Genomic DNA, 20,834 nt, shown 5'->3' with positions numbered 1-20,834 from the left:
TGAAAATTTAACGATGCAAAATCATGAAAAATAAATCTGACTTAAAAGTATCCATTGTGGGTTTGGGTACCATTGGTAAAGTACTTGCTCAAAACCTTGTAAAAAATGGAAGAGAAGTGATGGTCTCGGACAGAGATTTAAATAAAAGTAAAGGGTTTGCCAAAGAATTAGGCAATCTGGCCAAACCGTTGTCTATTGAAGAAGCCATTCAGAACTCTGATATTATTATTCCAGCTATTTGGTTTTCCGCGTTTGGCGACTTTTTTGAGCAAAATGCTGACTCTTTAAAGGGGAAAATAATTGTGGATCCATCTAACCCAATTGCTCCAAATGATAAAGGTGGTTTTGATAAAATCATTCCTGAAAATGAATCAGCTGGTGTTATTAATGCGAATGCCCTACCCTCGGGAGCTCGGCTGGTTAAAGCCCTTGGAACTTTAGGTGCAGCCTCATTAGAACATAAGGCTAATTCTACTCCTGACAAGCAAGTTCTTTTTTATGCTTTAGATGACGAAAAGATCAAAAGAGAAATTGAAATGCTAATTGAGGATACCGGTTTTTCACCTGTTGGTGTTGGAGATATATCACAATCCATTCGCATTGAGGTTTTTGGTGATTTGCATGAATTTGGACCACTTGGAAAAACAGTGGACACTGAAGAAGCACTTTCTTTAGTTTAATCAAACTTTATCGTTTAAAGCTTTTATTACAAATAACTTATATCAAAAATGAAAAGAATTCTTACTGTATTTGCACTCACTGTTTTTAGTATTCAAATGGTTTATTCTCAAACCGCCAAAGATTGGGAAAGAGCCAAAGCCTATACCTTGGAGTATCTGGAAACTATGCCAGTCGATAAGTATGATCTGAAACCAACCCCTGAGATGCGTACGTTTGCTCAGCAGTTACTTCACCTTACAGATGCCAATTACGGTTTTACAGCGGCAGCCACCGGAGCTGAAAGCCCGATGGGCATGGGAGCCAACGAGAAAGCAGAAGACCAATCAAAAGAAAATGTGATTAAACTCGTAATGGCTGGTTATGATTTTGTAATTGCCAATGCAGGTAAATTATCCGCTGCTCAGTTGGAGGAAAAGATCACGCTTTTCGGTCGTTTTGAAATGACTCGTGGTGAGGCACTGAACAAACTGTTTGAGCACCAAACACACCACAGAGGACAAACCACGGTGTATATCAGATTGGGTGGTGCAACACCTCCGCAAGAGAAGTTATTCTAAAACATAAAAGGCCACCGGAATCTCCGGTGGCCTTTTAAAAATCATTGTTAATGAGAAAAATACTATTGATTCTGACACTTTTGGTGTCAGCAGGTCAGAGCTTTGCCCAGTTTAAAACATTAAAGCTTAAAAAGCAGACGTTTGAACTTCATAATGTTACCGGCGAAGTGATTAAATTTCAAGGTGATAAAGTCCTTAGAATTGAGCGGGATTTAACGGCTATTCCTTTTGATTCTACAAATGTGGAGGCCTCGGTAGATGAACCACATTATGCCCGACTGGTGGGTCTTGATGACTTTGAAAACGGGACAATTCAAGTCAAAATGTACAGTCAGTTAAAAGTCCCTGCTCCGTATTCAGGCATTGCAGGGTTTATTGGTCTCTTTTTCCATGTGAAAGAAGATGATTCAGAACTTCAGGGTATATATGTGAGGCCAAAAGTAGGAAGAAGTCAAAATCAGCTATCCAGAAATCATTCGGTACAATATTTTGCATACCCGGATTATAAATTTGACACCCTTCGAAAAATTGCTCCGTTCCGGTATGAAGGCTCAGCTCCTACAGCTCTTAATGAGTGGATTACCATGCGATTGGAAATCAATGGCGAAAGTGCCGAGATGTTCATCAATGACATGAAGTATTCGTCATTTGTTGTCGATAAAATGCTTGGGAAGAATAAAAAGGGCTATGTGGGACTTTATGTGGATATTGGAACCATCGGCCATTTTAAAGATTTGAAGGTAGTCAAGAGAGCCTACAAGAAAACACAGACTACTGTTCAAATGAACAACATTTAAAATTCTTGGTATGAAATGTCCATGACAAAGATTTCGACGCAAACCGGGCGATAAACAAAGCCTCTACCCATTGTTATGATCGGCTTGAATTTGAACAAAAAATACTGAATATATACAAATTACAAAGTTTATACAAATGAAAAAATATAGTATCAATGTGCTATTTCTATTACTAGGAGTACAGCTTTCTGCACAAACAATCCAACTTAATAAAAAAAACTTGGTGGCAAACCAAGTGAACATTTCCTTTACTTCAATCGAAAATGAAGAAGTAGTAAAAGTAGCATTTGATACTTTATTTAAGGACACAGATATTGCCTCCTTTGCAAAAATAAAAAATATCAACTTTAAGGATGGCAGCATTGAAGTGAAAGTTTTGAGCCAATTACATGAGGATGCACCTGTTTGGGCAAGAGGGTTTATTGGCTTAGCCTTCAGAATTAAAGACGATAATTCAAAATTTGAAAGTATTTACATTCGTCCGGTCAATGGGAGATCTGAAAATCAAATTCAACGTAATCATAGTATTCAATATTTTGCATTTCCTGACTTTAGGTTTGATTATTTACGGAAAAGTGATCCGGAAAAATATGAATCCTTTGCAGACATGGGACTAAATGAATGGATTACCATTCGGATAGAAGTTGATGGTGTAAAAGCTAGATTTTTTGTCAATGATTCGACCTATCCATCATTAGTTGTCAACGATTTAAAATGGGGAAATAATAATTCTGGAAGTATTGGTCTTTGGGTAGGAAACTGGACCGAAGGCTATTTTAAAGATTTAAAAGTTATAAAAAAGTAATGAATAAGTTTTTACGTTTTAAAGTAATGCTAATGGCCATTTCTGGCGTTCTATGGAATTATGGAATTTCAGCACAGCCACCCCTCCGCCGGGCCTTTCAACCCGAAGGTGTAGTCAATAAAATACCTTACGGTAATAACCCTTCAGCCGGCAAATATGCACAAGCCGGCGATGCCAACATCTATTACGAAGTTTACGGAAAAGGCAGTCCTATCGTCATTCTTCATGGTGGTATTTTAGGTTCAACTATAGAAATGGCACCCTTTATTGATAGTCTCAGAAAAGACCATCAGGTTATCGCAATTTCAACACGCGGACATGGAAAATCAGAAATGGGTCAATTTCCGATCACCTATGACAAAAAAGCGGATGATATTGCCGCAGTGATAAATGCCGTAACTTCGCAAAAAGTGATGGTGTTGGGTTTTAGTGATGGTGCCTATTCTGCTTACAAACTGGCCGCTAAATACCCTGAAAAAATTAGCAAAATGATAGCTATTGGTGCCGGTGAGCAGATTCCTGGTCTAAGGTCCATCAACTTTGACCACCAAATGTTATTGTCAGACAAAGCCTATTGGAAACAGCAAAATGAACTCATGCCAGAGCCTGAGCGATTAGAAGATTTCTGGAATGCTATGCAAGAGTTTTATAATGGAATGACTGCAAGCAAAGAGCTCTTTAATGCCATTCAATGCCCGGTTTTGGTTCTCTCAGGTGAGCTGGATAGAAACGCTCCGCTAATGACAGTGATTTCAGCTTATCAAATGATACCCAATGCCCAATTATCGATCATACCCAATACGGGTCATGTGTGTTTTCATGAGAATTTTGAGGCGGTTTGGGCTGTGGTTAAGCCGTTTATAAGGTAATGCGAAGGATCTTTTTTCACATACTCCTGATTTCTATCCAATTAACTGCGATCGCCCAAAATGATTCTTTGAAGACTGAGAAAATGTCTGTCAGCGGCTGGGTTAATATTAATAATAACGGCATTTCCCTGATCCCTACATTTTCTTTGGGTAAGCCTTCCATGCTTGTTGACCTGAGTTTGAAAAAGAAACGGCTGAGTTTTATTCCTCAATTCAGGTACAATCTTCAGGACCAAAAGCCCTGGAATTTTATCCTCTGGTCAAGGTATAGACTGATAGACCAAGGCAAATTTACCATGCAATTGGGTGCCTTTTCATCCATAGTTTTCAAGGAACAATTGGTTCAATTGAATGGTATTGATCAATACATGGTTGGTACAACACGATTTCTTATTGGAGAAATCATACCAGCTTATCAACTCAACCAAAACAGTCAAATAAGCCTGTACTATATGTATACTAAAGGACTGGCTGGAGCTTCCAATTATAATCTGGGAAGTATTCAGGGCACATTTAACAGCCTGATAAATTTTGGGAAACAACGGATCGACTGGTCTCCAAAATTCTATTATCTGAAAGTAGGCGATACACCGCAGCAGGGAAGCTACTTTTACAGTTATCTTCAAATATCCCGTGAAGGATTTCCTATTTCGGTGAATACCATTCAAAACATTGCTTTAAAATCAACTATAAACGCATCCATTTTTAACTGGAATGTGGGATTGAGCTATCATTTATAACTATGGCTTCAAATATCCCCAGCATTTGACCGGTCCTTTTAAATAGAAAGTGGGAATGAGTCCGCTGGAGTGGCGGGGGGAGAATTGAGGTTTTTATAAGTCACCAAAACACAAATGAAGCACCAATGAAATTAGTCCATTCGTGGCTTTAAAGACGATTTGACGTAAAGTGACGTATCAAATACGGACCTCTGGCATATGAAATACTTTGAGTAAATTTGATTTCATTTTTTTAAGCAGTTAGGATTGCAGCGAAATCGAAATCAGCCAATGAAGCAGCCGGAACTCGGTCAGAAAATTTCAGCTTTACGACAAGCTCAGGGTCTTACTCAAACAGAACTTTCGGAAAAGTGCAACCTCAGTTTACGGACTGTTCAACGAATTGAAGGAGCTGAAGTAACACCAAGAGCTTACACGGTAAAGCAAGTTTTTGAGGTTTTGGGAGAAGATTATTCATTCGAAAGTCAGCCCGATAGTGTCGGTAAGAAAGGCAGATTCTCAGATTTCATTAAATCATCAATGCTAACTTCAAAAAAAATGAGAATTATTATTGCCATTTCTATCCTTTTCGGCTCTGCCGGTCTTCTTTTTCTAGGGATCTCTGATTACCACAAAACGAAAATCTATCAGCAAAACGGGGCGGGAACAGAAAAAACCGATTTTGACATGATCTCTGCTTTTAATTCAGGAGATATGAAACAAATTGGAGAGATTTATCTCAACACGGCTACCTTGATGCCGGTGGATGCCAAGACCATTCAGGGGCGTGAGGATATAATGAGCTATTATCAATCCGTTTATGATTCGGGTTTTCGTCTGATTTCGGACAAAACTACTTCGCTGCAAATCACTGATTCCATAGCTATAGAAACAGGTACCTGGACCGGATATAACGGTCAATCATTTGAAGGTTCCTATTTCGCTCAATGGAAGAAAGTAGGCGGCAAATGGTATATAGAGAATTATATGACCAATTACGACAAGGACTATTGAGCGTCTAGTCCTTCAACCACTCTTTCGGGTCGAACTCCCTGGAGATGAAAAACTGATCTCTTGTACGGCAGTACATTCCACCTTCCATTTTTCCTATGGTTTTGTAAAGCTCTGTATTGATCTTGAAATCAGGCAACATAATTTCATCGGCAACATGTATCAGTTTTACACGACCAAAAATTACGGTAGAGCCATTTTGACGATCTACAAAAGAGTAATGATGCACCATTTCACACTCAAACTGAATAGGGCTTTCTTTCACTCTTGGAGCCTTCACTATGACAGAATCCTCAGGGGTCAGGCCAGCAAACTCAAACTCGTCCATACCCGATGGCAGCGGGGCTGAGGTTTTGTTCATTTTTTCGGCCAGTTCTTCTGTGACCAAATTGACCACAAATTCACCGGTTTCCAGAATATTGGCCAAAGTGTCTTTTTTCTTGCCATTGGGACTAATCGGTGAAAAAATCACATGAGGAGGATCGTAACCAACCACATTGAAAAAGGAGAATGGGGCCAAATTTCGCTCGCCTGCAGCATTGACAGAAGATACCCAACCAATTGGGCGGGGAGTTACAGCTGCGGTTAAAATTTTATATGTGTCTTTTATATCGTGGTTTTCGGGATATATATGCATCAGGCTTTTTTGAATTTGTTTTTTAATACTCCAAGGTTGCTTACCTCTATTTCTACTTCATCGCCATCTTTGAGATAAATAGGTGGGTTAAATCCTGCTCCCACACCACCCGGCGTTCCGCTTAAAATGACATCACCCGGCTCCAGGGTCATAATTTCAGAGATTTGTTCAATCAGCACTTCAACCGGGAAGACCATGTCTGATAGGGGAGTATCCTGCATCGTTTTACCGTTTAATTTCAAGGTCATTCGCTCATTTTCATAGGAGCCGAACTCATCTCTAGTCACCATGACAGGTCCCATTGGGCCGCATTTGTCAAATGATTTACCCTGCAAAAACTGAATGGTTCTACGTTGATAATCTCTAACGCTTAGGTCGTTAGCAATCGTGAAGCCTGCCACATAATCCATCGCTTGTTCTCGTGTTACATTTTTGGCTCTTTTGCCGATCACAAAAGCTAACTCTGCTTCGTAGTCCATTTGATCTGAAACTGCCGGAAGTGGAATAGTTTCATTATGAGCCGCAAGAACATTGGGGTACTTTGCAAAAATAACCGGATAGGCAGGTAGTTCCCGCTTCATCTCCAAAATATGAGTCTTATAATTTAAACCTACACAAATGATTTTCTCCGGAGATGTCACGGCTGGAAGATAGTTAAAAGGACCTTGCTCTTCAGGTTTTACGGCTTCAACCAGGCTTTTCAACTGAGCCTTTTCATCATCTGAGGCCAGGATATAGCTTTTGATGGAATCGAAGATAGGGCCTCCCAGCTTTTGAGTGTCAATCAGATAGCCATCCTTTTGAATGGCCAAAGTAGCTTTGCCATTGACTTGAATATTGGCAAGTTTCATAGATGTAATTCTTTAATAATGAGTTCTTTATTTTTTTGACGGGTCAAAGGTAGCATTGACTTTTTGATGTCCTTCATTTTCGGTGTAAGCTTCTTCCCGGTATTTATCCAGCAAATCCATAGTAGGTCGGTCATTTATACTGAAAAGTATGGCTCGTTCTCCTGTTGGATTCACATGTTCGTGACATTTCCAGTTCGGGATTATGAATAAATCTCCTTTCTGCCATTCAAATTTTACGCCGTCAATGATGGAATAACCACTACCTTCAAAAACAAAATAGACCGTACTGCAAACCTCCCGATGAGCCTTCGTATGTACGCCAGGACGGATCATCTGAATCCAACAACTAAAGGTTTTCATTACCGGGTCGCCCGTCAGAGGATTGACATATTCCAGAGCAATATCATCATACGGACTGCTGTCGCCACTGGAAGCAAGATCATTCAGAGCTTGTTCGGTCCTTGACCATTTGAACGTACTCATGGGTGGATATTTTGGTTTTTCCCGTTCCCAGGCCGGTTTCATCGTTCCCGCTCCGTATTTCAGAACAGAGAAATTCTTAACGGTATCCACTTCCTGAACATCCTTTCCCATAGGTTCAAAGAAGTTGGCGTTCAGGTACTTTGTCAGAGGAATATCAAGTCCATCTATCCATATGGCTCGTTCGTCAGAATCACTTCCATGGTCATGCCAAAGTAGGGGAGGATTGAGTACCAGATCACCTTTTTCCAGATAGACGCGGTCACCTTCTACGGTACTGTAGCTGCCCGCACCATCCACAATAAACCGAATGGCTTGTGGTGTATGCCGGTGAGCGGGAGCCACTTCATGCCCATTCAACCATTGGACGGCCATCCAAAGCGTTTCTGTGGCAAATGGCATTCCGCCCAATCCCGGATTTGCCAAAGCAATAGCTCTGCGGTCGCCACCACGGTCCAGAGTAATAACTTCTCCGGCTTCTTCAGCTAGCTCATAGAGTTTGTCCCATTTCCAAAGCCATGCTACAGATTGCGGTTTTGGCTTAAAGGGCATGATATCATGCTCCAGGGTCCATAATGGTTGTAAGCTTTCCTTGTTGAAGTTTTCAAGAAGGTTTTTTATTCTTTCCTCATTTGTCTGATTCATCGACCGCGGGTTAAATGGAGGTTTAAAATTAACGATTAAGGCTAAATGGAGAAGCTCAATCCTTTTTATAATTAACAAAGAAAATCGCTACAGCGGCAATGGCGGCAGCCACCGCAAAGGCGAAAAAGTTTTGCTCAAAAGGCAATTGAAGAGCCACCAGAAAACCAACCAGAGATGGACCAATAATAGCTCCCAATCTACCAATTCCGAGAGCCCAGCCAAAGCCCGTTGCTCTCAGGGTATGCGGGTAGTACTGAGCCACAAGCGTATTTAAGACGATTTGATTACCGGAGGTAGTAGCTCCTGCAATGAACATCAAAATATAGAGTAGGGCCGAGGACGTATAACCCAAAAGAGCAATAGATAAAGCAGCCAGAACGAAGAAACCAATGACTACTTTTTTGATATCATATTTGTCACCGAGTCTACCGCCCAAAATGGCACCCACAACCGCACCAATATTGAACACCAACAGGAAGGTCAGGCTTAAACTTAGATTATCCTGATACTCCGGTTTAGCCATGATAAGTTTTGGTAACCACGAATTTATGCCATAAATCACAAGCAAACAGCAAAAGAAAGCCACCCAAAACATTAGTGTGCTGAGCAAGCGGTTGTTTTTAAATAATTCGGTCAGGTTGGCCTTTTCAGTTTCTGCCGTATGAATTTCTAAAACAGAATCTGTTTCAAAAGATTGATTCGGGGCAATTTTGGATAAAATACTCTTCATTCTTTCCTGAAGCCCTTTTTTGCTTAAAAAGTGCATGGATTCAGGAATATCTCTGATCATAAAAGGCAATAAAAGCACCGGAATAATTCCGAAGAAAAATACGGCTTGCCAACCGAAACCTTCTATCAAAAACATACCAACCAAAACGGATAGTATTCCACCAATAGCAATACCGCTAAACATAGTAGTGATAAGTGTATTACGAATCTTTTTTGGAGCGTATTCTGCCATTAACGAAACAGCATTTGGCATAACTCCTCCAATTCCAAGGCCAGCTAAAAATCGGAAAGCTCCAAACATCTCTACAGAATTAGTGAAGCCACACAAAAAAGTGAAAACACTAAAGATGAGTATACATAGGATAATTGCTTTTTTTGAACCAATTCGGTTACCGAATGATCCGAAGAAAAAGGCTCCAAGCATCATCCCGAATAAGGCATAACTGGCTAGAGAACCAGCGGTAACAGGGGAGAGGTCCCATTCTTTCATTAAAACGGGCAAAACAGAGCCATAGATCACCAGGTCGTATCCGTCAAAAACGATGATAAAGGCAGTCCAGAACAGTATTTTTTTATGGAAAGAACTTAAAACAGCATTATCCAGCAGCGGTTGAATATCCACTTTTTTCATTTCAGTAGAGCGGTATAGGGTTTATAGGTAGGGTCTTTTAAAGTTGCAAGATAGGCTTTTGCGGATTTTATGAAGGAATTGAGGTGTATTTTCTGATCATAATATGATCATGATTAACTTACTCAATCAATCGTTAGTGCATTTTTTAAAATAGAGAACGAGGCCAACTTCTTCTTCATATCAAAAATATGAGAAGCTACCATGAGTTCATCAACGCAGGATTCCTGAATGAAATTAAAGAGGCTTTTTCTCAAAGTGTTTTCACTTCCGGTAAATGTGCAGGCCAGCATTTTGTTAACCATATGCTGCACCTCAGGAACCTGATAAACATCTGGCAAATCTCTGGGTGGTCCTATGGGTTTCCGGGTATTTGTGATGATTCCGATAATCAATCGTATCAAACTGTTCTGTAATTCATTAGCTTCTTTATCACTTTCAGCTCCTATCACATTTACACAAGCGATCATATAAGGATTTTGCAGGACTGCTGAAGGCTTAAAATGTGTTTTGTAAATGCGAATAGCCTCATAAAGTTGAGCAGGAGCAAAATGTGCCGCAAAAGCATATGGAAGGCCTAAACCTGCGGCCAGATATGCACTATCCGTACTTGAACCTAAAATATAGAGCGGAACTTCAAGTCCCTCCGCAGGGAAAGCCCTGACTTTGGCGTCTTTGTTCTCCGCACTAAAGTAAGACTGTAGCTGCCTGACATCTGTTGGGAAATCCTGAGCCGCGTTCATGTTTTTCCGTCGAAGAGCATAGGCCGTTTCCTGATCTGATCCCGGTGCTCTGCCCAGACCAAGATCAATACGGCCCGGGTAAAGGGTTTCAAGAGTACCAAACTGCTCGGCAATAACAAGGGGGCTGTGATTAGGAAGCATGATTCCGCCTGAGCCTACTCTTATTTTTGAAGTTTGACCTGCCACATGTCCAATTAAAACTGAGGTGGCAGAACTGGCAATATACTCCATGTTATGATGCTCAGCCATCCAGATCCGCTTGTAGCCCAAACTTTCTGTATGTTGAGCTACCGAGACTGTATTTTCAATGGCTGTTTTATGATTACCTCCTTCCGGCACGGTGGCCAATTCCAGTACAGATAAAGGAATGATTGACTTGTCTTTCATTGGATAAAATCCTTAACGGGGACAGAACATCAAATTGAGATAAGCAATTCGTCTAGTCTGTGAAATTTGCAAAAAAAAACTAAGCCTTGTTCTTTCTAAAGAAATACAAGAAGCCACTTGTTAAGAGATTATTTTCAATTGAAAAATGGTTAAAAACCAACAGTTTCAGTGTTTCAATGGTCGATAGCCTGAAAATGGTTATCGACTCACTCAGATTTGAGAATTCAGGAACGTCTTATGAACCAGATGTCATTTTAATTTTCCTTCTGCCAATGACAAAAACCAAGAGGCCCAAAGTCGAGAAGGAGGCAATAATGCCGGTCATCGGCAATTCCGTCCCGTTGGCAAATACTCCCACCAAAGCAGAGGAAAGAGCGCCAAAACCCATTTGAAGGGCACCCATCAGTGCTGAGGCACTTCCGGCTTCTTTGGCAAAAGGTACCAGGGATAGAGCAGAAGAATTCGGGAAACTGAAGCCCTGGCAGCAGAAAAATAGAAACAGCAAGGCCACGATACTGTATATACTATGGAGGTCAAACAGGCTCAAAACCACCAGTGTTATTCCAAAGAAAACCTGCAATGGAATAGAGACTTTGACAATTTGTTCGGATGTAAACCATTTCAGGGCCAGATTATTGAGTTGACTACTCAAAATCAGGCCGGAAGCCAGAAAGCCGAAAAGCCAGCCATATTGCTGCTCTGTAAGTCCATGTATTTCCATGAATACCAGCGGCGATCCTGATACATAGGCATATAAGCCGGCTGCCACTAAAGAGCCGGCGAAAGCATAGGTAAAGAATTGGGTATTGGTAAAAACCTTCCAGAAGGTTCGGGTAATTGGTCTCGGTTTGAGAGAGACTGATTCATCGGGCCCTTTGCTTTCCTGTAGAACAAAAAATACAGACAGGAAAAGTGTTAAACCCATGGCTGCCTGCAAAAAGAAAACAGAATGCCAGCCTAGGGCTGAAATCATAAAACTACCTACGCTTGGAGCTATTATTGGGGAAACACCTAAAATCAGAATGAGTAGTGAGAAGACTTTTGCACTTTCATGAAGAGGAAATAAGTCACGAACAATGGCTCTTGGAGCCACCATACCTACACAGCCACCAACGGCCTGGACAAAGCGTAAACCAATAAGAATTTCGATAGAAGGGGCTACCGCACAGCCCAAAGAAGCCAATAAATACACCACCAAACCGATCAATAAAGGCGTTTTGCGTCCGAAGCGATCCAGTAAAGGACCATAGAGCATTTGACCAACTGAGATACCAATAAAGAAACTAGACAGTGAGTAAGAAACGTAATCAATGCTGACCTTAAAATCAGAAGCTATTTTCGGGAAACCTGCTAAATAGGTATCAATGGAAAAAGGACCGATGGCTGATAAGACACCGAGAATGAGAATTAAGACAGATTTTTTACCCTGCAATACCTGATTATTATTCTGCATTTGTGATTTCAACTTGAAAACTGCCGCAAGTAGCCAAATTATTCATTGTTTGCCAGCGTTTTGGAACTTAATAAAAAGATATACGACATTATGGATTGTATTTAAACAAAATGTCGTATATTTGAATTGTAAAAAGGAATCTCATGAGCAATATTTTGAATGAACCAGCTGTAGCTTATACTTACGACAAGCCATTTAAAGCTCTTCTTTTAAATAGCTACCCTGAAGCAAAGGGTAACCAGCTTTTTATGGAATACAGCCGAAACGGTGTAGAGAAATCAAGTATCAAGATTTTAGCTGATTTTATGGGTTTAAATCAGGAGACCATCAGTACTTTTTTGCATAGCAGTTTCAGAAATATCCAACGGAAAAGTGATGATGAGTTATTAGATAAATCAAAGTCAGAACGCTTGCTTGAGCTCACAGCTTTTGCCAAAAAGGCTGTTGAGGTTTTAGGTTCTCAGGAGGCTTTAGGCATTTGGCTTCAAAGCTCTCTTCCTGCTTTATCCTATAATAAGCCCGTTGAATACCTTGATACCAGCTTCGGCTTAAATATTCTTTATGATATTCTGGGTAGAATAGAACATGGCGTTTACGCATGATAGTTTATCGTATTTGCCAAAAAGTATACGCCAATGATTTGAGTGGGAGAGGAGCGTTTCTGCACGGTGGGCGTTGGAATTCAAAAGGGAAATATATGCTCTACGCCGCCGGCCACCGATCATTGGCTTTACTGGAGCTTTTGGTTCACATGCCGATCGAATTGGTTAGAATGAACGAGTATCACTTACTTAGCCTTGAACTTCCTGAGCAGGCCGAAACTCCTTTATCCTATCTCGGCGACGACAATAAAACTACCGGCGACAACTTTTTGGAAGAGAATGAATTGCTTTATGCCAAAGTGCAGAGCGTCATTTTTCCGCAAGAGCATAATTACATCATCAATCCTTTACATTCTGAGGCGTCTCAAATTCAAATTGTTGACAATCAAATGCTTGATTTGGATTCTAGGTTCGAATAGTTTTAAAGCCCCGTTGCCTTTTCCGCTGCTTCCGGGTAACGCTCTCCAACGATTTTGATTTCCTCAGAAGCCGTAGTCAATTCCCGAAGTTCCTCTGATGTAAACTGTACCTCGACAGCTCCAAGGTTTTCCTTTAAACGATGAGTTTTGGTTGTGCCAGGTATAGGGACAATCATCGGGTGCTGTGCAAGTACCCATGCGAGTGCAATCTGAGCTTTTGTGGCACCTTTCTTTGCAGCAAACTCCTCCAGCACAGCCAAAAGTGCTTTGTTTGCTTTTATAGATTCTTCCTGAAAGCGAGGCGTAATCCCCCGAATATCGCCGGGTTCAAATTTTCTGCTTTCGTCTATGGTTCCGGTTAAAAAGCCCTTTCCCAGTGGACTATACGGTACCAAGCCAATCTTCAGCTCTCTGATGGTGGGAATGATTTCATTTTCATGCCTTCTGAACCAAAGGGAGTACTCGCTTTGAAGAGCAGAGACCGGTTGCTCGGCATGAGCTTTTCTAATGGTATTTGCTCCTGCTTCAGAGAGTCCAAAATACTTTACTTTACCTTCTTTGATTAAGTCTTTAACGGTACCCGCCACTTCTTTAATGGGCACATTTGGATCTACCCGATGTTGATAAAACAAATCTATTTCATCAACCTGAAGCCTTCTTAATGAAGCTTCTGCCACTTTTCGGATATTCTCGGGTCGGCTGTTTACACCCTGCATTTTTCCGTCGATAATGTTAAAGCCGAACTTGGTGGCAATAGTTACTTTACCTTTGAAAGGCTTCAAGGCATCACCCAATAATTCTTCATTATTAAATGGTCCGTAAACCTCTGCCGTGTCAAAAAAAGTAACTCCTTCTTCAACGGCTTTTTGCAGCAATTTTATAGAATCCTCTTTTGGCGGAAACGGAGCATAACCAAAGGTCATACCCATGCATCCAAGCCCTACTTCTGAAACCTCAAGTCCCTGTGTGCCTAATTTTCTGTTTTTCATACTTTCATTTTCTATATTTCAAATTTAGCCGATTCTAGTATCAGGGCATTAATAGAATTCAAACCACAACTTACTCATATCAAGTAGCTCTAAATTTAGAAGGGCTCAGCCCCGTCTGCTTCTTAAAGAAATTATTGAAATGGGTTACTTCGTTATAGCCAAGGGCAAAGGCGATTTCAGAGATGTTCCAGGTACTTTGTTTGAGGAGGATTTTGGCTTCTTGCAGCAGACGTTCTGCAATAAGCTGAGAAGTGGTCTTGCCCACTATTTCTTTCACAGCCCTATTAAGGTGGTTCACATGGACGTTGAGGTTAAAAGCAAAGTCTGATGGGGAACGCAGTTTCACAGATAGGTTATTTTCCTCAATTGGAAACTGCCGTTCTAAGAGCTCCTGAAACAACCAAAGAATGCGTTGAGAGGCGTTGATGGGTTGCTCCTCAATTTTCGCCGAAGGGTTTGTTTTCAGGGCAAAATGCAAAAGCTCATATACTTTATGCTTCAAGACATCGTATTTGTGCACATAATCGGACTCAATTTCAAGCAGAATATCTTCATAAATTCCTGAGACAATTTGGGCCTGTTCATCACTCAATTCAAAAATATGAGTGCCGTGTGGCTGAAACACATCGTATTTAATGAGATCTCCATAGTTAAGAAAGAAATCCTGATTAAAAACGAGGTAAAAGCCACCCTCTACGGCTTCCAGATGTTCCCATTTGTACGGAATAAATGGGTTGGAAAATACCAGAGCCTGCTTCTCAATTTTATAGACTTGGTCGGCGTAATGAACCCGGCTCTGACCAATGCAAAAAGTGATCTTGAAGAAGTCACGTCGGCGGTAAGGTACAGGCTTGTCAGAGGCATGAGGAAGCTTAAATACATTAAAATGACCGATGTCTTTACTAAGGCTTTCAGGTATCCATTCAAATCTTCTTTTGTAAAACTCCTCGAGCGATTCTGACTTTTCCATGAACTAGAATTTAACATTAAGCCCTAAACTCCAGACAAAATCATCTCCGGCAATATCAGACTTTAACTTATACGTCATCATATGTGAAAGATAGATAGGGAAATCTTTTTTATTGAAAGTCAATGTTTCGGATACATAGGATCCGGCGTTATCGCCCAGTTCTAAGTAGAAAATCTGTGGGAAGAAATTGAAATAAAAGTCTTTACCCACTCCCAGACCCGTGAATTGTGGCTGTAGAGCATAAAAATTACTGGATTTGACACCATAATCATCAAGTCCAATAGCGTGGAGGTAATGAAAATTCACATTGACTTTAGGGCTGAATCGGTAACCCGGAGAGATCTCCCCCGCTGCATAGCGTGTTGTGATGAATCGGCTCACTTCCTGATTGTTGATCTCAACAGTCTGTTCTCCAAAGACATACGAAGGGTGGGCTCCAAGTCGTAGCGAGAATTTATCCGAATTATACCGATATCTCATCCAAAAGATGTATGACCATGGTTTACCGTTCAATCCCCAACGAAGCTCGGGTTCAAATGAAATCCCCTTTTTGGCAAGTGATACGTTGATAATAGCCGCCGGTTTACCCAAAGAGAGGTTTGGGAAAAGAGATACTCCATTATTGGTTACCTGAACGTTGGCAGAGGCTTTTAGGGGTTCCTTTTCACCGGTTTGAGTAAAACCATTAAATCCAAAAAGCAAAAGAGTGACGAAAATCGCAGGTTGAAGTTTCATTACTGTTATGATCTAAAATTTAACTGCAAAGGAACGGAGTTTCAATAACTTTGAAGAACTCAGGACAAATAGAAACTTACGAAAATCAAATAATTGTCAGCTTTCTTTCGTCATCCTAAATTCAGATGGGTTAACACCGGTTTGTTTTCTGAAGAATCGAGCAAAATAATTGGGGTATTCAAAACCGAGCTTATAAGCAATTTCAGAAACTGAGTAGGAAGTATGCCGTAGATATTTGCAGGCTTGATCAACCATTTTAGCCTGAACAATTTCAATGGCCTTTTTACCACTATGAGCTTTACAAATTCTATTGAGATGCACTTGGCTTATACATAACTCATCAGCGTAATCAGCTAGATTTCGATTATAATTTGATTGGTCAAGAAGCTTTTGAAAGCGTAAAAAATGTTGTAAACCTATGTTGGCCTCGTTTTGGAGAACATTTTCGGTCTTTCTTAATCGGAGTATTTCAATAACAAATTGGGAGAGCTGTGCCCGCAGTAGTATTTCACGGCCATAGTGATCCCCAAAAAGTTCTTCTCTTATCCTCCCCAGAATTTCAAGAAGGCTTTTAAAATCCTGTTTCTCAAATTCTCTTATTATTTCGATGTTTTGAGGTGGATCAAGAAATGTTTTAAAAATATCATTGAATATGTTTCGTGAAAATGACAATATCTGACCATTAACAGGAGGGTTATAGGTTAATGCATGCTGTTGAGAAGGGGGGATGAGAATAATGCATGGATGTGACAGGTTAGTCCATTCGCTACTGTGCTGAAATATAAGAGAACCTTCTTCAATGATGAATATTTGTACTAATTCGCTGTGAATATGAGGTTTTATGGACCAGTCAAATTCCTCGCTTCTTGTAACTATTTCTTCAAGAAAGAGATATGATGAATCACTTCTGGCCTGACTGTCACCGTACAGGCCGTCATAATGAGCTATTCCCGACTTTTTCAAAGATGATGTTTAAAAAGTATCTTCAAAAGTAAGAATTGTATCCAATGAATCTGGACTCATAATCTCAAATTTGTGATCATAATCATAATTCTCAATCAAGATTATTTGAAAAAATGAAAAACCTGACCTGGGAGCTGGCCCATATTGCCCATGTAGAATTGTACACACCAAAACTCGACCAGAGTATCCGGTTTTTTACTGAATTATTGGGTATGTATGTCACCAAGCTGGAGGGAGACTCGGCATGGCTAAGAGCTTATGACGACTATGAGCATCATACACTCAAGCTGACGGCTCATAAACATACCGGAATGGGGCATTTTGCATGGAGAACACGTTCTGCCGAGTCACTTCAAAGTAGGGTAGAGGCTATTGAGAAAATGGGACTTGGAATTGGCTGGACAGACCATGAGTGTGATTATGGGAAGGCTTATCAATTCCGTTACCCAGATGGTCATTTATGTGAATTGTATTTTGATTCAAATAAGTACAGGGCCACCGAAGAAACGAAGTCAGCTTTAAAGAATACGGCCAGCAAATTTCCTGGCAAAGGGATGAATGTAAGGCGTTTGGATCATCTAAATCTTTTAGCTAAAGATTTGGCTGGTTTTCGGGATTTCCAGTTCGGTACTCTGGGTGGTAGAATGACTGAAACAATCCAATTTGAAGATGGGCCCAAAGGGGTTTGGGTATCAGTGAACTCCAAGACTTACGATTTAGCCGTAACAGAAGATCACTCTGGTTTAAATGGTCGTTTCCATCATGTTACATACGCGGTTAACAGTAGGGAAGAGGTCTTGATTGCGGCCGATATTGCCTTGGAAAATGATATTTTTATAGAGACAGGTCCTCACAAACATGCTATTCAGCAGACCTTTTTCCTTTATTTGTATGAGCCGGGAGGAAACCGGGTTGAAATTGCGAATCCAACGGCCAGGCTTATTCTTGATCCTGATTATGAAACTATCGTCTGGAACAAAGAAGAACGATCAAAAGGCCAGGCTTGGGGCCTTAAAACAGTGGAGAGTTTTCATACCCGAGGTACCCCGATGCCAGATGAATTACTTTAATCACAACTCTTAGAAGTTAAAGATATGGATATGAAGAAGTTATTAGTGATTTCAGCACATAGTGCAGACTTTGTTTGGAGAGCTGGTGGAGTTCTGGCCAAATCTGTGGAGGAAGGAGCGGAGACTCTTGTGGTTTGTTTGTCTTACGGTGAACGTGGAGAGTCTGGCGAATTGTGGAAGGAAGATCCAAACCGGAGTGAAGAAAGTGTGAAAATTATAAGGAAAGCTCAGGCAGAAAAAGCAGCTGATTTTTTGGGGACGCCTATCGAATTTCTGGACTGGGGAGATTATCCCATGCTCATTTCAGATGAAAGAATAGCTCAGTTGGTCAAAATTATAGGAAATTTTGAACCTTCAGTCATTTTGACTCACACGGCAAAAGACCCCTTCAATCCTGATCATCCTTTGGCTTTTCAGGCCACCGAAAGAGCCCGTTTGCTTTCTTGTGGAGCAGGTGTGGCGAGTGCTTTTAAAAATATTAACCCTCCGGCATGGTATTCGTTTGAGCCTCACCAGCCTGAAATTTGTGAGTTTAAACCCGATACATTTATTGACGTAAGTTCTGTTTTTGAAAAGAAAAAAGAGGCCATGAATTGTATGGGTGCTCAGAAGTATCTGGTGGATTATTATACTGAATTGGGAAGCAGACGTGGAAATCACGCAAGGCGAATTTCCGGGCAGAAACAAGTTCAATATGCCGAGGCATTTCAAAGTATGGTTCCAAGAATAACCGATAGCATTTTTTAAGATGACAACAAAAGAACAATTGCTGGCACTTTCAAAGTTTGGAACGGCTACCATTCATGAGGCCCTCGGGAAAACAGGAGCTTTGCCGTATGAAATCAAAGGGTTAAATCCTTCTATGCGAATTTGCGGGCCGGCTTATCCTATTGAATGTGCTGCCTACAGCAATGTGAATCTTCACCGGGCGTATGCTTATGCTCCGCGGGGCTCCGTTCTTGTGGCTGAGTGTTCAGGTGCCTATGATGCCGGCTATTGGGGTGATCTACTAACCACAGGAGCCATGAAACAAGGCATGGCTGGTTTGGTTATTAATGCCTGTGTCAGAGATGCCGATGAAATTGAAAATCTGGGTTTCCCGGTCTTCTGCAGAGGTTTATGTATCAAAGGCACCGGAAAAGACCCTCGAGGAGTTCTAAACGAAGCTATAAAAATTGGAGATGTAATTATTGAGCCGGGTGATATTGTGGTGGGTGATCGCGATGGCATAGTCATTGTGCCCAAAGGAAGAGTTGAAGAAGCTATTGAATTCTCAAAAAAACGGGAAGAAAAAGAGGCAAACACAAGGGCCAGGATTCTTAAAGGTGAGACTTCTCTTCAAATTTATGGCTGGGACAAAGAATTTGGTTATTAAACAAGTTTGACTCAATCAAATTTATCGGTGAACAGATCACGCAAATAAATGGCTAGAAAAATTCCATATATGCAGATAAGGGGAGGAAGTTCCAAAGGGCTTTACTTCAATGCTTCTGATCTTCCCGCAGATGAGGACAAGAGAAATAAGTTTCTTCTTTTAGCGATGGAGGGGACTCTCGAAGGTGATTCCCGTCAAATTGACGGACTTGGAGGAGCAACCAGTTTAACCAGTAAAGTGGCAATCATTACTCCTTCCACATCTCCCAAGGCCGATCTGGATTACCTTTTTGTTCAAGTGGTGGTAGGTGAGGGTAGGGTTTCTACCAATCAAACTTGTGGAAATATTTTGGCCGCTGTGCCTCATTTTGCTCTGGAAACAGGTCTTATTGAACCGGGTTTGGAAAAGACTACGGTTCGGGTAAAAATGATGAATACCGGGGCAATTTGCGAAATTACTGCTCAAACTCCGGGTGGAATTCTTGCCGAAAAAGGTGACGTCGCGGTTGATGGTGTTCCGGGCACTTCGGCTCCTGTTATTTGTAATTATCTGGATATTGAAGGTTCATCCTGTGGATCGCTTTTTCCTACCAGGAAATTAACAGATATAATTGATGGAAAGGAGGTTACGTGCATAGATAACGGAATGCCGGTTGTTTTGCTAAAAGCTTCCGACTTTAAGCTTTCTGGTAACGAATCAGTAGAAGAGCTGGAAACAAATGAGAATTTGAAAACTGAAATTGAATCAATCAGATTACAAGCTGGAAGGATTATGAACCTGGGGGATGTTTCAAACAAGACCATCCCTAAAATGTGTCTCATTTCTTCGCCACTGAATGGTGGAATAGTCAATACCCGAATGTTTATTCCGCACCGGGTTCATGAAGCGATTGGAGTTTTGGCCGCTGTCTCGGTAGCCACGGCCTGTGTCTACCAAGGAACGGTAGCAAATGAAATAGCTGAGATTTCCTCAAACGAGTCTCTTTTCAAATTAGAACACCCTACCGGAGCAATGACTGTTCAATTACAGATTGAAGAGAATAATAAGCAACCTAAAATACTCAAGGCTGGAGTCATTCGAACAGCTAGAATTTTAAGCAAAGGGGAGGTTTATATTCCTTGAACTGAAATCTAATCCTTTGGAAAAATAAGTAAAGTATTAATTAGAAGATGATTAATAGCCATAGGAAAAGTTTCAAAAAATCCTCTCAAAACTTGATTTGATAAGAAGTACAAACCAATTATCTTTGCACTCGCTTTTAAGCAGGGCCTATAGCTCAGTTGGTTAGAGCACCTGACTCATAATCAGGTGGTCCCTGGTTCGAGCCCAGGTGGGCCCACTGAAAATCAAGGAGTTACGACGATAGTTGTAACTCCTTTTTCATTTAAGGCATACAATCTACATACATTATGCGTGATATCTGCTGTTATATTCTCTGGTCTGACATGCTTATGAAGTTTTACACAGGGGCTTGCCAGTTTTCTTTGAAGGATAGAATCGAAAAACATAACAACGGCTTTTATAGAGGGCAACATTTTTCTAAGCAAGCCAATGACTGGCGACTTTTTCTTAAAATCGAAGCGATTGATTATTCTCATACAATCAGAATTGAGCAAAAGGTAAAGTCAATGAAAAGCTCTATTAATATCCGGAATTTGAAGAAATACCCTGAGCTGGTTGAAAACTTGAAGGATAGTACAAGAAATTGACCCTCCCCAA

General features: G+C 40.9%; 24 protein-coding genes and 1 tRNA gene. 15 read left to right on the top strand and 10 right to left on the bottom strand.

What is annotated here, in order from left to right; genetic code table 11:
* Window positions 1-23: 23 nt before the first annotated feature.
* From AFM12_RS04125 to AFM12_RS04095, 7 genes are all read left to right on the top strand, one after another.
* Window positions 24-680, top strand: a complete 657-nt coding sequence (locus AFM12_RS04125) for an NADPH-dependent F420 reductase (protein WP_055144175.1) — start codon at window positions 24-26, stop codon at window positions 678-680.
* Window positions 681-728: 48 nt separating this feature from the next.
* Window positions 729-1,238, top strand: a complete 510-nt coding sequence (locus tag AFM12_RS04120) for a DinB family protein (RefSeq protein ID WP_055144173.1) — start codon at window positions 729-731, stop codon at window positions 1,236-1,238.
* Window positions 1,239-1,288: 50 nt separating this feature from the next.
* Window positions 1,289-2,035, top strand: coding sequence for a LamG domain-containing protein (locus AFM12_RS04115; RefSeq protein ID WP_055144171.1), 747 nt, complete (start codon window positions 1,289-1,291; stop codon window positions 2,033-2,035).
* A 136-nt stretch (window positions 2,036-2,171) separates the two neighbouring features.
* The gene (locus tag AFM12_RS04110) at window positions 2,172-2,840 is read left to right on the top strand and encodes a hypothetical protein (RefSeq protein ID WP_055144169.1); all 669 of its coding nucleotides are present in this window, start codon (window positions 2,172-2,174) and stop codon (window positions 2,838-2,840) included.
* Window positions 2,840-3,709, top strand: coding sequence for an alpha/beta fold hydrolase (locus tag AFM12_RS04105; protein WP_055144167.1), 870 nt, complete (start codon window positions 2,840-2,842; stop codon window positions 3,707-3,709). The genes AFM12_RS04110 and AFM12_RS04105 overlap by 1 nt, the downstream gene beginning before the upstream one ends.
* Window positions 3,709-4,449: a hypothetical protein gene (locus tag AFM12_RS04100; RefSeq protein ID WP_131458181.1), complete on the top strand. Its 741-nt coding sequence runs from the start codon at window positions 3,709-3,711 to the stop codon at window positions 4,447-4,449. Before AFM12_RS04105 ends, AFM12_RS04100 begins: the two co-directional genes overlap by 1 nt.
* A 270-nt stretch (window positions 4,450-4,719) precedes the next feature.
* On the top strand, window positions 4,720-5,442 hold the full coding sequence (locus tag AFM12_RS04095) for a DUF4440 domain-containing protein (protein ID WP_131458179.1): 723 nt from the start codon (window positions 4,720-4,722) through the stop codon (window positions 5,440-5,442).
* A gap of 4 nt (window positions 5,443-5,446) precedes the next feature.
* Here AFM12_RS04095 and AFM12_RS04090 read toward each other — a convergent pair whose 3' ends face one another.
* From AFM12_RS04090 to AFM12_RS04065, 6 genes are all read right to left on the bottom strand, one after another.
* On the bottom strand, window positions 5,447-6,076 hold the full coding sequence (locus AFM12_RS04090; RefSeq protein WP_055144160.1) for a flavin reductase family protein: 630 nt from the start codon (window positions 6,074-6,076) through the stop codon (window positions 5,447-5,449).
* Window positions 6,076-6,927 (bottom strand): fumarylacetoacetate hydrolase family protein, encoded by an 852-nt coding sequence (locus AFM12_RS04085; RefSeq protein ID WP_055144158.1) that lies wholly within the window; start codon window positions 6,925-6,927, stop codon window positions 6,076-6,078. The genes AFM12_RS04090 and AFM12_RS04085 overlap by 1 nt, the downstream gene beginning before the upstream one ends.
* A 27-nt stretch (window positions 6,928-6,954) precedes the next feature.
* Complete coding sequence (locus tag AFM12_RS04080; RefSeq protein WP_055144156.1) at window positions 6,955-8,052, bottom strand: cupin domain-containing protein; 1,098 nt, start codon at window positions 8,050-8,052, stop codon at window positions 6,955-6,957.
* 55 nt (window positions 8,053-8,107) lie between these two features.
* Window positions 8,108-9,412: an MFS transporter gene (locus AFM12_RS04075; RefSeq protein ID WP_055144154.1), complete on the bottom strand. Its 1,305-nt coding sequence runs from the start codon at window positions 9,410-9,412 to the stop codon at window positions 8,108-8,110.
* A gap of 122 nt (window positions 9,413-9,534) precedes the next feature.
* Window positions 9,535-10,539 carry an LLM class flavin-dependent oxidoreductase gene (locus AFM12_RS04070; RefSeq protein ID WP_055144152.1) on the bottom strand — a complete coding sequence of 335 codons (1,005 nt, stop codon included), beginning with the start codon at window positions 10,537-10,539 and terminating at the stop codon, window positions 9,535-9,537.
* A gap of 235 nt (window positions 10,540-10,774) precedes the next feature.
* The gene (locus AFM12_RS04065) at window positions 10,775-11,992 is read right to left on the bottom strand and encodes a multidrug effflux MFS transporter (RefSeq protein WP_055144150.1); all 1,218 of its coding nucleotides are present in this window, start codon (window positions 11,990-11,992) and stop codon (window positions 10,775-10,777) included.
* Between the two features lie 143 nt (window positions 11,993-12,135).
* Here AFM12_RS04065 and AFM12_RS04060 point away from each other — a divergent pair, with 143 nt between their 5' ends.
* Both AFM12_RS04060 and AFM12_RS04055 read left to right on the top strand, forming a co-directional pair.
* On the top strand, window positions 12,136-12,594 hold the full coding sequence (locus tag AFM12_RS04060; protein WP_055144148.1) for an Xre family toxin-antitoxin system antitoxin: 459 nt from the start codon (window positions 12,136-12,138) through the stop codon (window positions 12,592-12,594).
* Window positions 12,591-13,013, top strand: a complete 423-nt coding sequence (locus tag AFM12_RS04055; protein ID WP_055144147.1) for an RES family NAD+ phosphorylase — start codon at window positions 12,591-12,593, stop codon at window positions 13,011-13,013. The genes AFM12_RS04060 and AFM12_RS04055 overlap by 4 nt, the downstream gene beginning before the upstream one ends.
* Before the next feature lie 2 nt (window positions 13,014-13,015).
* Here AFM12_RS04055 and AFM12_RS04050 read toward each other — a convergent pair whose 3' ends face one another.
* From AFM12_RS04050 to AFM12_RS04035, 4 genes are all read right to left on the bottom strand, one after another.
* Window positions 13,016-14,002: an aldo/keto reductase gene (locus AFM12_RS04050; protein WP_055144145.1), complete on the bottom strand. Its 987-nt coding sequence runs from the start codon at window positions 14,000-14,002 to the stop codon at window positions 13,016-13,018.
* Between the two features lie 79 nt (window positions 14,003-14,081).
* Window positions 14,082-14,972 carry a helix-turn-helix domain-containing protein gene (locus tag AFM12_RS04045; protein ID WP_055144143.1) on the bottom strand — a complete coding sequence of 297 codons (891 nt, stop codon included), beginning with the start codon at window positions 14,970-14,972 and terminating at the stop codon, window positions 14,082-14,084.
* Between the two features lie 3 nt (window positions 14,973-14,975).
* Complete coding sequence (locus tag AFM12_RS04040; RefSeq protein WP_055144141.1) at window positions 14,976-15,707, bottom strand: hypothetical protein; 732 nt, start codon at window positions 15,705-15,707, stop codon at window positions 14,976-14,978.
* Window positions 15,708-15,803: 96 nt separating this feature from the next.
* Window positions 15,804-16,670 (bottom strand): helix-turn-helix domain-containing protein, encoded by an 867-nt coding sequence (locus AFM12_RS04035; protein ID WP_055144139.1) that lies wholly within the window; start codon window positions 16,668-16,670, stop codon window positions 15,804-15,806.
* Between the two features lie 113 nt (window positions 16,671-16,783).
* Here AFM12_RS04035 and AFM12_RS04030 point away from each other — a divergent pair, with 113 nt between their 5' ends.
* The 6 genes from AFM12_RS04030 to AFM12_RS04005 all read left to right on the top strand — a co-directional run bounded on the left by AFM12_RS04030 (window position 16,784) and on the right by AFM12_RS04005 (window position 20,824).
* On the top strand, window positions 16,784-17,740 hold the full coding sequence (locus AFM12_RS04030) for a VOC family protein (RefSeq protein WP_055144137.1): 957 nt from the start codon (window positions 16,784-16,786) through the stop codon (window positions 17,738-17,740).
* A 30-nt stretch (window positions 17,741-17,770) separates the two neighbouring features.
* Window positions 17,771-18,487 carry a PIG-L deacetylase family protein gene (locus tag AFM12_RS04025; RefSeq protein WP_055145138.1) on the top strand — a complete coding sequence of 239 codons (717 nt, stop codon included), beginning with the start codon at window positions 17,771-17,773 and terminating at the stop codon, window positions 18,485-18,487.
* 1 nt (window position 18,488) lies between these two features.
* Window positions 18,489-19,115 (top strand): RraA family protein, encoded by a 627-nt coding sequence (locus AFM12_RS04020; protein ID WP_055144135.1) that lies wholly within the window; start codon window positions 18,489-18,491, stop codon window positions 19,113-19,115.
* Between the two features lie 48 nt (window positions 19,116-19,163).
* Window positions 19,164-20,237 carry a 4-oxalomesaconate tautomerase gene (locus AFM12_RS04015; RefSeq protein WP_055144133.1) on the top strand — a complete coding sequence of 358 codons (1,074 nt, stop codon included), beginning with the start codon at window positions 19,164-19,166 and terminating at the stop codon, window positions 20,235-20,237.
* Between the two features lie 143 nt (window positions 20,238-20,380).
* Window positions 20,381-20,454, top strand: a tRNA-Ile gene (locus AFM12_RS04010).
* Window positions 20,455-20,524: 70 nt separating this feature from the next.
* Window positions 20,525-20,824, top strand: a complete 300-nt coding sequence (locus AFM12_RS04005) for a GIY-YIG nuclease family protein (RefSeq protein ID WP_055144130.1) — start codon at window positions 20,525-20,527, stop codon at window positions 20,822-20,824.
* Window positions 20,825-20,834: the final 10 nt, after the last annotated feature.

This window comes from Jiulongibacter sediminis, from assembly GCF_001306455.1.
GTDB classification, from domain to species: Bacteria; Bacteroidota; Bacteroidia; order Cytophagales; family Spirosomataceae; genus Jiulongibacter; species Jiulongibacter sediminis.
The sequence above is the reverse complement of the archived record's forward strand: the minus strand, read 5'-3'. Positions and strand labels throughout refer to the sequence as shown.